Genomic DNA, 12694 nt, shown 5'->3' with positions numbered 1-12694 from the left:
GGGTTCGTCCGTGCGAATTCGCCCCACAGGATCACGGGAGGGGCGGGTTCGTCCGTGCGAACCCGCCCCGCAGGATCACGGGCCCGGCGGTCGTGGACCCATGACCGGATCGGTCCGGTGGTGAGCGGGATCGTGTCTGGTCCGCTCCCCGGGCGCCTGCGAGGGTTCGGGAATGAGCACAGAGATTCGGACCGGCGCGGCGTTGCTGGTCGTCGACGCACAGCGGTCCTTCCTCCAGCGCGAGAGCTGGAGCGCCTCCTCCGACCCCGAGGTCGCCGTGCGGATCGCCCGACTGGTCGACCACTTCCGGGAGCGGGGCCGGAGGGTCGTGTGGGTCATGCACTCCGAACCCGGCACCGGCAGCGTGTTCGACCCCGTGCGAGGGTTCGTGGAACCGCTGCCCGGACTCGCCCCCGCGGCCGGCGAGACGCGGTTGACCAAGACCGCGCACAGCGCCTTCACCGGCACCGACCTGCGACGGCTGCTCACCGGTTGGGGAGTCCGGGAGGTCACCGTCTGCGGGGTGCGTACCGAGCAGTGCTGCGAGACCACCACCCGCATGGGGTCGGAGCTGGGCTTCGCCATGACCTTCGCGGTGGACGCCACGGCCACGGAGCCCATCGAGGCTCCCGGCGCCGCACCCGGGCGTTCACTGCGGGAGGTCCTCGACGATCCCGCGACTCTGCTCCCCCGGGACGTCGTCACCCGCACCGTCTACGCCCTGTCCGGGCGCTTCGCCGAGGTGCGCACGGTGGACCAGATCGTCACAGGGAAGCTGGAGTAGGCTGACCGGATCGTGCGCAAGGTCGTCTTCCTGCTGCTTCCCGGACTCCACCTGCTGGACCTGGCCGGTCCGGCGCAGGTGTTCTCCACTCTGGCCGGGCTCGACCGCCCCGTGGAGCTCCACCATGTCGCCGAGCGGCCCGACGTCCCCACCGCCCAGGGGGTCGGGCTGCGGGCGCAGGTCGGCTGGCCCCGGCTCGGCTCGGACGACCTGGTGCTCGTCCCCGGATGGCGGACCTCCGGTCCACCGCCGCGGGCCACTCCGGCGCAGGTCGAGGCGCTGACCTCCCACCACGAACGTGGCGGCACGGTGGCGAGTGTGTGCTCGGGGGCGTTCGTCCTCGGGACGGCCGGTCTGCTGGACGGCCGCCGGTGCACCACCCACCACTCCCTCCAGGAACGCCTGGCCCAGCGCCATCCGCGTGCCCGGGTGGTCCCGGACGTGCTGTACGTGTCCGACGACCGGGTGGTGACCTCGGCGGGGATCGCCAGCGGCATCGACCTCGCACTGCACCTGGTCACTCGGTGGCACGGACCGTCCGTGGCGGCCTCCGTGGCCCGGGAGATGGTGGTCTACGCCCGCCGCAACGGCGACGAGCCCCAGGCCAGCGTGGTGCTGAGGTTCCGGAACCACGCGGTGGACCTGGTGCACCGGGCCCAGGACACCATCGACGCCCGGTTCGCCGATCCCCTGCCCCTGGCCGCGCTGGCCGCCTCGGCCGGGGTCAGCGAGCGCACCCTCACCCGGGCGTTCACCGAGGCCACCGGGCTGACCCCGCTGCGGTACCAGCAGCGCCTGCGGTTGGAACGCGCCGAGCTGCTGGTGGGTGAGGGGGCGACGGCGGAGGCGGCCGCACGGGCCGTGGGGTTCCAGGACGCCCGTATGCTCCGCCGCCTGCGCGCCAGGCCCTGAAGGTCACTCCCGTCGCAGAAGGGCCAGAAGCCCCAGGGGCAGGGCGAACAACAGACAGAACCCGACCGCCCCGGTGGCCGCCATCCCCGACACGAACGCCTCAGACTCCGCTCCCGCCGGGCCACGGGCTGAGTCCCGGGCCCCGGCCGGTCACTCTTCCCCCCGTCAGGGCGTGACGATGTCGAAGGAGGGGTCCGGCCGGTCCAGCAGTCCCATCAACCGGTCCAGCAGCTCCCCGTCCCCCGCGAACGCCATGCCCTCGGTCCCCTTGCCCGCGAGCAGCCGCAGCAGGCGGAACTTGTTCAGGGTCACCGTGAGCCCGGGCTCCCCACGGCGCGGCTTCTCCCTCGTGGTCAGGGCCCCGTTGGAGAGCGTCGTCCGGAACGTGGTGTCCAGGTCGGTGAACACCCAGTCGATGACGAAGTGCTCCTCCCAGGCCCGGGGACCGTTGACCCGGATCGCCACCGACTCGAAGAGCTGGTCCAGCGACAGCGCCGCCGCCATGCCCGTACCCAGGTTCGACGGCAGTTCCGGTTTCCCCCGCCGCAGCTCGGCGGCGCCCTGGAGGTAGAAGTTGCGCCAGGTGCCGTTCTCCGCACCGAACCCCAGCCGCTCGTACACCCCGGCGAGGGCGGCCCGCGCCCGGGCGTGCTCCGGTTCCGCGAACACCGCGTGGTTGAGCAGCGTGGCGGCGAACCTCAGGTCGCCCCGGTCCCGGTACTCGTCCGCCCGGAGCACCACTTCGTCCACACCGCCCATGCAGTCCACATAGCGGCGCGCGGCCTCCTCCGGCGGGTGTTCCCACAGGTGGGCGGGGTTGCCGTCGAACCAACCCATGTAGCGCTGGTAGATCGCCTTCACGTTGTGGCTGACCGACCCGTAGTAGCCCCGGGTGTGCCACTCCCGTTCCAGTCCGGGCGGCATCCGGAGGTTCTCGGCGATCTCCGCGCCGACGAAACCCTGGTTCATCAGGCGCAGGGTCTGGTCGTGCAGGTAGGCGTACAGGTCCCGTTGCTGGCGCAGGAGCGCCACGAGGTTCTCGGTGCCCCAGGTGGGCCAGTGGTGGGAGGCGAACAGCACGTCCGACTCGTGCGCGAAGATCTCCACGGACTCGTCCAGGTAGCGCGACCACACCCGGGCGTCCTTCACGGGCGCCCCGCGCAGGGTGAGGATGTTGTGCAGGTTGTGGGTGACGTTCTCCGCCATGCACAGGGCGCGGTGGTCGGGGAAGTAGAAGTTCATCTCCGTGGGCGCCTCGGTCCCGGGCGTCATCTGGAAGACGATCCGCACCCCGTCCACCACCTCCTCCTGGCCGGTGCGGGTGATCTCCCGGTTGGGCGCGATGAGCGTGACGGTGCCGACCGACCTGGTCTGGCCGAGCCCCACCCCGATCTGGCCCCGCGGCCCGGCCTCCAGGTGGGAGCCGGTGTGGTAGAGGTTGCGGCGGGCCATCGCGGGGCCCGCGTGGACGTTCTCCGCCACCGCGTTCTCCAGGAATCCGGCCGGGGCGAGGATCGGCACGGTGCCGTCGGTGACCCCGCCGACCCCGCCGAAGTGGTCCACGTGCGAGTGCGAGTAGATGACCCCGCTGACCGCCCGGTTCCCCCGGTGTTCCCGGTACAGCTCCAGGCCTGCGCGCGCCGGTTCGGCGGAGATGAGGGGGTCGATGACCAGGACACCCTGGTCGCCCTCCACGAGGGTCATGTTCGACAGGTCCAGGCCCCTGATCTGGTAGATGCCTTCGGTGACCTCGAACAACCCCTGCTTGGCGCACAGCTGGGACTGGCGCCACAGGCTGGGGTTGGCGGTGTCCGGGCACTCCGCGTCGAGGAACCCGTAGGCGTCGGCGTCCCACACCACGCGCCCGTCCCCGTCCCTGATCTGTCCGGGTTCGAGCCGGGCGACCAGTCCGCGCTCGGCGTTGGCGAAGTCGGTGTCGTCGTCGGGTCCGTGACCGGTCATCGCTGCTCCTCGTCGTACGGACGCGGTTCGTCCGGCCGGGTGCGGCCCGTTGTGCCCCAGCCNGCCCCGGCGGGGGGGAGCCGCCGGTGCGAGTGGCTCGCGCCGGCGGCGTGGGAGGGCCCGGTGCCCCGTGTTCGGGTCCGGCCCGGTTCCTACTGGGCCTGGAGGGCCTCGACGAGTTCCCTCTCGCTGTCCTTGGACAGGTTGGTCTGGATGACAGTGGGGTCCAGCGGTCGGAAGGCGTCGACGACGCGGTCGATGGTGGCGTCCGCGGCGAGCAGGAAGACGGCGGCCCGGCCCTGCTGGAGCTGGGCACCGATGTCCTTGATCACGTCGTCGTCGATGCCGACGTCGCTCAGCCTGCCCGCGATGGCGCCCGCGCCCGCGCCGACGGCCAGGCCGAGGAGCGGGTTGAGGAACAGGAGGCCGATGAGCGTTCCCCACAAGGCACCGCCCGCCGCACCGTAGCCGGTGAGGTTGACGGTCTGGTGGATGCGGGGACGGCCCTTGTCGTCCTTGTAGGCGTACGCGGCGTCCTCCAGCTGGAGGAGCTCCTGTTTGTTCAGGTCGGAGGCGGTGTCGAGCGCCTTCTCGGCGGTGTCGCGGTCGGCCACCCCGAGTACGATCAGCTGCGCCATGGGTGCTGGTTCCCCCGTCGTCGTTGCCCGGCCCGCTGAGCGGGCCCGATCTGCGGGAGCGTTCCCCGGGGCGTCTCTGGCCAAGGCCAGCGGAAGGGAGTGATCCCGTAAACCCCGGGGCGGACGGGTCCCGCGAACCGCCCCCGCTCACACTCGGCGGGCCACCACCAGCTGGGTGGTGTAGGGGATCACGACCCGGCCGTCGGGGAAGTGACGGTCGGCGACGGCCCTGATCTCGGCTCGGGTGCGTTCCTCGCCGAGCTCGCGCGCGGCGGCGGCCATCCTGCTGGAGGACAGCGCCATACCCAGGTACTCGTCGCTGGTGAGCACCCGGGTCCAGTGGTGGGTGTGCTCGGTGGCCCCGGCGAGTCCCGGGACCTCGGACATCTCTCCGACCAGGTCGAACTGGCGGTAGCGGCGGTCGTAGCCGGGGCTGTACCGCTCCAGCAGGGCCTCGTGGTCGTCGACGAAGGCGCTCCCGGTGTAGTCGCGGTTGTTGTTGAGCACCGCCAGGGTGCCGCCCGGAGCGAGGAGGCGGGCGGTCTCGGCGAAGAAGGCGGGCCGGTCGAACCAGTGCACGGCCTGGGCGGTGAGGACCAGCACGGCGGAACCGTCCGGGAAGGGGACGTCCTCGGCGCGGGCGTTGACGTACTCGACCCCGCCGCCCTCCGCCTCGGCGGCATGGAACATGTCGCGGCCGGGTTCGACACCGACCACGCGGGGCCGGGGACCGACGAGGGAGCGCAGGGCTCGGGTGGAGATACCGGTCCCGGAGCCGACGTCGAGCAGGAGCCAGGGGCTGGGCCAGGCGTCGGTGGCTCCCGCGCGCAGGTGCTCGCCCAGAGTGTCGAGGATCGGGGCCGGGTAGTCGGGGCGGAAGGCCTGGTAGTTCTCGGTGAGCCCGGTGAAGGACTGGGTCGGGTCCGCGCCGGTCCGCTCCCGCTTCTGGTGTTCGCTCATCGGGGCCCTCTCTTCGGGGTGTGGGGGTCGGTCCGACCGTAGCGGAGGGCCGGTCACGGTGACGGCCAGCATGACGTTTCGGTGTCCGGTGTGAACGGCGTTTGAACGGCCCCCAACCCCTCTGACCTCCCCATCTGCCTATTCATGGTTTTCCTACTCATTTGGTTGACTTTGAATGTCAGAGGGACCTACCTTCAAGTCACCCGCCGCGAACGGACCGCGACCGAACGCGTGAGGTGACCGCCGCGCACCCGCTGCCAGAACGGAGCACCAACGTGACCACCACCACGGACCTGACCGTCCGCCGCGTCGCCGGACGGATCGGGGCCGAGATCTCCGGCGTGGAGATCGGCCCCGACCTCGACGAGGCCACCGTCGCGGGGATCCGCGAGACCCTGCTCGCGCACAAGGTGATCTTCTTCCGCGACCAGCACCACCTGACCGACGAGACCCAGGCCGGGTTCGCCTCCCTCCTCGGCCCGCTCACCACCCCGCACCCCACCACCGGCCGGGTGTTCGGCCAGGAGCACCACGTCCTGCCGATCGACTCCGAGCGCGGCAAGGCCAACAGCTGGCACACCGACGTCACCTTCGTCGACCGCCCACCGCAGGCCAGCGTCCTGCGCGCGATCCACCTGCCCCCGTACGGCGGGGACACCACCTGGGCCAACACCGTCACCGCCTACCAGGACCTCCCCGAACCGCTGAAGGCGCTCGCCGACGGCCTGCGCGCGGTGCACACCAACGACTACGACTACGCGGCCTCCACTCCCAGGACCGAGGTGAACGGGGAGCTGAGGAAGTACCGCGAGCAGTTCGTCTCCACCCTCTACCGGACCGAGCACCCCGTGGTGCGGGTCCACCCGGAGACCGGTGAGCGGGCCCTGTTCCTCGGTCACTTCGCCCAGCACTTCTCCGGCCTGAGCAGCCGTGACTTCACCGCGCTGTTCGAACTCCTCCAACAGCGGGTCACCCGCCCGGAGAACACCGTGCGGTGGAGCTGGCGCGCGGGGGACGTGGCGGTGTGGGACAACCGCGCCACCCAGCACTACGCGGTGGCCGACTACGACGACCAGGCCCGCCGCCTGCACCGGATCACCGTGGGCGGCGACGTCCCGAAGGGTGTCGACGGCAGCCCCAGCCGCTCGCTGGTGGGCGACTCCAGCGAGTACACCCCGGCGCTCTGACCCTGCGGGCCCCGGCGGGCCCGCACCACCGCAGCACACCCCCTCGACGACGGCGGGTCGCACGCGTGCGACCCGCCGTCCTCCGGAGGCCACACATGCACACACGACGTGACATCCTGCGCTACACCGCCTCGGCCGGGGCCGTCCTGCCCCTGGCCGCCGCCTGCGGCACCCCGGACCGTTCCGCCAGCGACCCGGACGCGACCGTCGTGCGGTACCAGGGCACCGCCGGTTCGGTGGTCTTCCCCGAACTGGCCGCCGACCTCGGCTACCTGGACGGCATCGAACTGGAGTGGATCGGCGACACCACCAACGGACCCCAGGACATCCAGGCCGTGGCCACCGGCGACACCGACGTCGGCGGGGCCTTCAACGGGGCGATCGCCAAGCTGGTCGCAGCCGGGTCCCCGATCACCTCCGTCGTGTCCTACTACGGGTCCGACGAGGAGTCGTTCAGCGGCTACTACGTGCTGGAGGACAGCGACATCACACGGGCCGGGGACCTCGTCGGCCGGAAGGTCGCGATGAACACCCTGGGGGCCCACCACGAGTTCGTGGTCAGAGAGTGGCTGGCACAGGAGGGGCTGGCCGAGGACGAGATCTCCCGAGTGGAGCTCACGGTCGTGCCGCCCGCCAACACCGAGCAGTCCCTGCGCTCCGGGCAGGTCCACGTCGCGACGCTCGGCGGGATCCTGCGTGAGACCGCCCTGGAGCGCGGCGGCATCCGACCGCTCTTCACCGACCAGGGCCTGTACGGGACCTTCAGCTACGGGTCCCTGGTGCTGCGCGACGAGTTCGTCGAGGAGCACCCCGACGCCACCCTCACACTGGTCAGCGGCATCGCCCGGGCCATTCGCTGGTCCCAGGTCACTCCGCGGGAGGAGGTGGTGGACCGGTTCGCGCGCATCGTCGGGGAGCGCGGCCGCAACGAGTCGGCCGAGGTCATCCAGTACTGGCGGAGCAGCGGCGTGGCCGGTCCGGGCGGGGTCATCACCGAGGAGGAGTTCGCGATCTGGCTGGAGTGGCTGGACCGCAACGGAGAGCTGCCCGAGGGCTCGGTCGAGGCCTCCGAGCTGTACACCAACGAGTTCAACCCGTTCCACAACGGCACCTTCCCCGAGGACGCGGGGCCCGACGGCGAGCCCGCGAGCGGACCGACCGAGAGCGAGGACGTATGAGCGACCACCCCAAGCTGCGGCTGGACGGGGTCCGGCGGACCTTCCCCGTCCGCGATCCCAAGGGGAGGCCAGGCCCGCCCCTGACCGCCCTGGCCGACGTCACCCTGGACGTGGCGGAGGGCGAGTTCCTCACCCTGGTCGGCCCGAGCGGCTGCGGGAAGTCCACCCTCCTCGATCTGCTGGGCGGGCTCACGAGGCCCAGCGGCGGGAGGATCCTCCTCGACGGGCGTCCCGTGGAGGGGCCCGGGCTCGACCGGGGCCTGGTGTTCCAGCAGTACGCGCTGCTGCCCTGGCGCACCGCCCTGGACAACGTGGCGTTCGGCTTGGAGGCCAAGGGGCTGGCCCGGCCCCTCCGGGCCGCGCGCGCCCGCGAGTACCTCTCCCTGGTGGGCCTGGAGGGGTTCGCGGACCGCTATCCGCACGAGCTCTCCGGCGGAATGCGGCAGCGGGTGGCGATCGCCCGCAGCCTGGCCTTCGACCCCGAGGTGCTGCTCATGGACGAGCCCTTCGCGGCGCTGGATGCCCAGACCCGGGAGTCCCTCCAGGACGAGTTTCGGAGCATCTGGCGGCGCACCGGAAAGACCGTCCTGTTCATCACGCACGGGATAGACGAGGCCGTCTACCTGGGGCAACGGGTGGCCGTGATGACGTCGCGGCCGGGGCGCATCAAGAGCGTGATCGACATCGACCTGGACCGGGAGGCCAGCCGGGACCCGCGTTCGGATCCCGCCTTCGCCCGCTACCGGAACCGGGTCTGGCAGGAGCTCCACGACGAGGTGGCGCTGGCCCGGCAGTCCGAGTACGCACCCGTACCGTTGGAGGCCGACCGTGGCTGACACCCTCACCCGCGGCACCGCTCCCCCGGCTCCCCCCGCCGAACCGCCCGCGACCCGGCCGAGGCATCCCCTGGTGGTCATCGGCTGGTCGTGGTTCAAGCGGTCGGCCGCGATCGTCGCGTTCCTGCTGCTCTGGGAGGCGGCTCCGCGTGTGGGGCTGGTCGACCGGGTGTTCCTGCCGCCGCTCTCGGAGGTCCTCGTGGCCACCGCCGACCTGGCGTCGAGCGGCCAGCTGTGGGCGCACGTCTCCGCGAGCCTGTCGCGCGCGCTGGCCGGGTTCGTCCTCGCCGTGGTGGTGGCGGTGCCCCTGGGCCTGCTCATCGCCTGGTACCGGCCCGTGTCGGACTTCCTCATGCCGGTCCTGGAGCTGTTCCGCAACACCGCGGCTCTGGCACTGCTCCCGGTGTTCGTGCTGATTCTGGGGATCGGTGAGGCGTCCAAGGTGGCGCTGGTGGTGTTCGCCTGCACCTTCCCGATCCTGCTCAACACCGTGACCGGTGTGCGGACGGTGGACCCGCTGCTGGTGAAGGCGGCGGTCTCGCTCGGCTTCGGGCCGCTCGCCCTGTTCCGCAAGGTGATCGTGCCCGCCGCGGTGCCGTCCATCTTCACGGGGATCCGGATGGCCGGAGCCGCGTCGATCCTGGTACTGGTGGCCGCCGAGATGGTGGGGGCCCAGTCGGGCCTGGGCTACCTGATCAACTCCTCTCAGCTCAACTTCCAGATCCACGACATGTACGCGGGCATCCTGTCGATCGCGCTGCTGGGCGTGACCCTCAACGGCGGGCTGGTCGTCCTGGAACGACGGTTGTCCCGCTGGCGCACGACGACCGGGTGAGGCCGGGTTCGGCCCGATTGTCCACAGGCGCCGAACCGGAGGTGGCGCGCGCGGCCCCTTTTTGGTGTCCTGGAACGGCCCCCGTTCCGCGACGCCAGGGAGGGGCCCGATGCCGTCGCCGTCCAGGACCACCGTCCGCCGTACACGTCCACGATCCCCGTCGTCCGGTTCGCCCCCTTTCGGGGGGGGCGACCGGGCCCCGGCCTCCCCTGCCCGCGGAGACGCGCCACAGGTGCGCTCTCCGGATGCGCATCGTTCCCCGGCGGTCCATGGCACACGTTCGGAGCGACGGGGCTGTGTGTGCGGGGATCGCGTCGACCAGAACGACACCCTCATGTGTCTTGTGACACAAATTAACCAACTGGTAGATTCTGCACCCCGCACGGCGCGGCTCGGTGGACGCGTGCCGGAGGAACGAGGGGCCCGACCGTAGTCTCGGAGCGACCAGGGCCTTCGCCGTCACGGCGCACCGTGGCGCGACCAACCGCGAGGAGACCGCCAGTGGCGGACGCAGACCCCACCCGGCCGAGCAAGGGCGAGCGCACCCGACAGCGCATCATCGACTCCGCCTCGGAGCTGTTCTCGCGGTCAGGCTACCGTGCGGTGTCGCTGCGCGACATCGCGGCGCACGCGGGCATCACCCACGCGGGCGCACTGCACCACTTCCCCAACAAGGAAGCCATGCTCATACACGTCCTGAGCAGGCGTGACGAGGCCGACGCCCCGCTGGTCCTCGGCGAGCACCTGAGCCACCGCGAGCTCATCGACAACATCGTACGGATCGTGGAACGCAACTCGGGTACGCCCGGCCTGGTCTCGCTCTACGTGAACCTGTCGGCCGAGGCCACCGACCCCGCGCACCCCGCCCACGAGTACTTCGTGCGCAGGTACCGCGTCCTGCGCCAACACCTCACCGCCGCCTTCGCCGGGCTCCTCGGCGACCGGCCGCACCCCTCCCCGGGGATCGCGGCCCAACAGTTCCTCGCCCTCCAGGACGGACTCCAGGTCCAGTGGCTCCTCGACCCGGACTCCGTCGACATGCGAACCGTGGTCACCTCCTTCCTCAGGGACCTCGGGATCGCCGTTGCCGATCCGACCCCCACGAGCAGCACCGACCCCACGGGAGACAGGCCAACATGAGCAACCAACCACGCCCCGGCCTCGCGGCGAAGGCCTCGGCCACCTCCGGCTCCGACACCTGGCACAGCACCGGCCTGGAGGGCGTGCTGCGCCCCCTGCACCTGGCGGACGGCCCGCACGGGCTGCGGCACCAGCCCGACGAGGGCGACCACCTCGGCATCGGCGGCAGCGTCCCGGCCACGTGTTTCCCGCCCGCCGTGGGCCTGGGCGCGACCTGGAACCCCGACCTCGTGCGCAGGGTCGGGGCGGCGCTGGGCGGGGAGGCCAGCGCGCAGGGAGTGGACGTGGTCCTGGGCCCGGGCATGAACATCAAGCGGTCGCCCCTGTGCGGCCGCAACTTCGAGTACGTCTCCGAGGACCCGCACGTCACGGCGCGCATCGCCGCCGCCCTGGTGGAGGGCGTCCAGTCGCAGGGGGTCGGCGCGTGCGTGAAGCACTTCGCCGCCAACAATCAGGAGACGGACCGGCACCGGGTCAGCGCCGAGGTGGACGACCGCACCCTGCGGGAGGTCTACCTGTCCGCGTTCGAGGAGGTCGTCCGTACGGCCGCGCCCGCCATGGTGATGTGTTCCTACAACCGGCTCAACGGCGTGCACACCAGCCAGGACCCGTGGCTGCTCACCGATCTGCTGCGCGGGGAGTGGGGGTTCGAGGGCGTGGTGGTCTCCGACTGGGGCGCGGTCGTGGACCGGGTGGCGGCGGTGCGCGCGGGTCTCGACCTGGAGATGCCGCCCAGCGGGACCGACCAGGCGGTGGTGGAGGCGGTGGAACGCGGCGAGCTGGACGAGTCCGTTCTGGACACCGTGGTGGAGCGGCTGAGGCGGTTGCAGGAGCGGGTGTCCGCCGACACCTCGCGCCCGCTGGAGCACGAGGCCAACGACGCGCTGGCGCGGGAGGCCGCCCGTGAGGCGCTGGTGCTGTTGAAGAACGAGGGCGGCGTCCTGCCGCTGGCGACGGACCGTTCGGTGGCGGTGATCGGCGAGTTCGCCCGGACACCCCGGTACCAGGGCGGCGGCTCTTCCCGCGTGGTGCCGACCAGGGTGCACGCGGCGTTGGAGGGGTTCGAGCGCGCGCTGGGGGACGTGCGGTTCGCCGCCGGGTTCACCCTGGACGGGACGGCCGACCCGGCGCTGATCGAGGAGGCCGTGGCGGCGGCGAGCGCGGCCGACACGGCGGTGCTCTTCCTCGGGCTGCCGGACGCCGACGAGTCCGAGGGCTACGACCGGACCACGATCAGCCTGCCCGCGCCGCAGCTGGAGCTTCTCGCCCGGGTGCGCGAGGTCAGTGAGCGGGTGGTGGTCGTGCTGTCCAACGGTGGTGTGGTGTCGGTGGCCGAGTGGCGGGACCAGGCCGACGCGGTGGTGGAGGGCTGGCTCCTGGGCCAGGCGGGCGGGGCGGCCGTCGTGGACGTGCTCACCGGGGTCGTCTCCCCCTCCGGTCGGCTCACCGAGACGATCCCCGTCCGGCTGAGCGACCACGCCACCTACCTCAACTTCCCCGGCGAGCACGGTGTGGTCCGCCACGGCGAGGGCGTCTTCGTCGGCTACCGCCACTTCGACACCCTGGACGTCCCGGTCGCCTACCCCTTCGGGCACGGCCTCACCTACACGACCTTCTCCTACTCGGAGCTGGAGGTCGTCCCGAACGGCGACGGCGCGTGGACGGTGTCGTTCACCGTGACCAACACCGGGGAACGGGCAGGTCAGGAGGTCGCCCAGCTGTACGGGGGGGTCGAACAGGACCTCCCGACCCGGCCCCGGCACGAACTGCGCGGGTTCGCGAAGGTGGCGCTGGAGCCCGGTGGAAGCACCCGGGTCGACCTCCCGCTGACCGGCCGGGACCTGTCCGTCTGGGACCCGAGGGACCAGCGCTGGTCCCTGGCCGCGGGCACCTACACCGTCGCCGTCGGAGCGTCCTCCCGTGACCTTCCGCTGCGCGGGGAGATCACCACCGGGGGTGATCGGTACGTGCGCCCGCTGACCAAGCACTGCACCGTGGGCGAGTGGCGCTCCCACGCCGTCGGCGGTCCCGTCATGGAGGAGATCATCGCCGGGTTCCCCGGACTCGACGACCTCCCCCCGGAAATGTTGGAGATGGCCGGGTCCCTGCCGATCCTCACGCTGCGGACCTTCGGTCTGGGAGTCACCGAGGAGATGCTGGACCTGCTGGTGGACGACGTTGAGGCCCGGAGACAGGCGGCCATCGGCCGCGGCGAGATCACCGGCTGAGGCCCCCGGATCGCCGAGGGCCGGTGAAGGCGAA

11 protein-coding genes are annotated in these 12694 nt (G+C 71.7%); 8 read left to right on the top strand and 3 right to left on the bottom strand.

The window, feature by feature from the left end:
- The first annotated feature begins 172 nt into the window (after window positions 1-172).
- Entirely contained in the window at window positions 173-784 is a 612-nt protein-coding gene (locus tag D452_RS0102990; RefSeq protein ID WP_051061236.1) for an isochorismatase family protein, read from the top strand.
- Window positions 785-796: 12 nt separating this feature from the next.
- Window positions 797-1696 carry a GlxA family transcriptional regulator gene (locus tag D452_RS0102985; RefSeq protein WP_017542670.1) on the top strand — a complete coding sequence of 300 codons (900 nt, stop codon included), beginning with the start codon at window positions 797-799 and terminating at the stop codon, window positions 1694-1696.
- A gap of 165 nt (window positions 1697-1861) precedes the next feature.
- Here the strand turns inward: D452_RS0102985 and D452_RS0102975 are convergent, their stop codons facing one another.
- The 3 genes from D452_RS0102975 to D452_RS0102965 form a co-directional block, all read right to left on the bottom strand.
- Window positions 1862-3658 (bottom strand): alkyl/aryl-sulfatase, encoded by a 1797-nt coding sequence (locus D452_RS0102975; protein WP_017542669.1) that lies wholly within the window; start codon window positions 3656-3658, stop codon window positions 1862-1864.
- A 152-nt stretch (window positions 3659-3810) separates the two neighbouring features.
- Window positions 3811-4296, bottom strand: coding sequence for a DUF1269 domain-containing protein (locus D452_RS0102970; RefSeq protein WP_017542668.1), 486 nt, complete (start codon window positions 4294-4296; stop codon window positions 3811-3813).
- 147 nt (window positions 4297-4443) lie between these two features.
- A complete protein-coding gene (locus tag D452_RS0102965) occupies window positions 4444-5256 on the bottom strand; it encodes a class I SAM-dependent methyltransferase (RefSeq protein WP_017542667.1) in 813 nt (270 codons plus the stop codon).
- Between the two features lie 275 nt (window positions 5257-5531).
- Between D452_RS0102965 and D452_RS0102960 the strand changes: the two genes are divergently transcribed.
- From D452_RS0102960 to D452_RS0102935, 6 genes are all read left to right on the top strand, one after another.
- Window positions 5532-6443, top strand: coding sequence for a TauD/TfdA dioxygenase family protein (locus D452_RS0102960; RefSeq protein ID WP_026128921.1), 912 nt, complete (start codon window positions 5532-5534; stop codon window positions 6441-6443).
- 95 nt (window positions 6444-6538) lie between these two features.
- Window positions 6539-7621 (top strand): ABC transporter substrate-binding protein, encoded by a 1083-nt coding sequence (locus tag D452_RS0102955; RefSeq protein ID WP_017542665.1) that lies wholly within the window; start codon window positions 6539-6541, stop codon window positions 7619-7621.
- On the top strand, window positions 7618-8457 hold the full coding sequence (locus D452_RS0102950) for an ABC transporter ATP-binding protein (RefSeq protein WP_017542664.1): 840 nt from the start codon (window positions 7618-7620) through the stop codon (window positions 8455-8457). Before D452_RS0102955 ends, D452_RS0102950 begins: the two co-directional genes overlap by 4 nt.
- Window positions 8450-9292, top strand: coding sequence for an ABC transporter permease (locus D452_RS0102945; protein ID WP_017542663.1), 843 nt, complete (start codon window positions 8450-8452; stop codon window positions 9290-9292). Before D452_RS0102950 ends, D452_RS0102945 begins: the two co-directional genes overlap by 8 nt.
- Before the next feature lie 501 nt (window positions 9293-9793).
- Window positions 9794-10432 carry a TetR/AcrR family transcriptional regulator gene (locus tag D452_RS0102940; protein ID WP_017542662.1) on the top strand — a complete coding sequence of 213 codons (639 nt, stop codon included), beginning with the start codon at window positions 9794-9796 and terminating at the stop codon, window positions 10430-10432.
- Window positions 10429-12660, top strand: a complete 2232-nt coding sequence (locus tag D452_RS0102935; protein ID WP_017542661.1) for a glycoside hydrolase family 3 C-terminal domain-containing protein — start codon at window positions 10429-10431, stop codon at window positions 12658-12660. Before D452_RS0102940 ends, D452_RS0102935 begins: the two co-directional genes overlap by 4 nt.
- The last annotated feature ends 34 nt before the right edge of the window (window positions 12661-12694 follow it).

Source organism: Nocardiopsis prasina DSM 43845 (assembly GCF_000341265.1).
Lineage (GTDB): Bacteria > Actinomycetota > Actinomycetes > Streptosporangiales > Streptosporangiaceae > Nocardiopsis > Nocardiopsis prasina.
The sequence above is the reverse complement of the archived record's forward strand: the minus strand, read 5'-3'. Positions and strand labels throughout refer to the sequence as shown.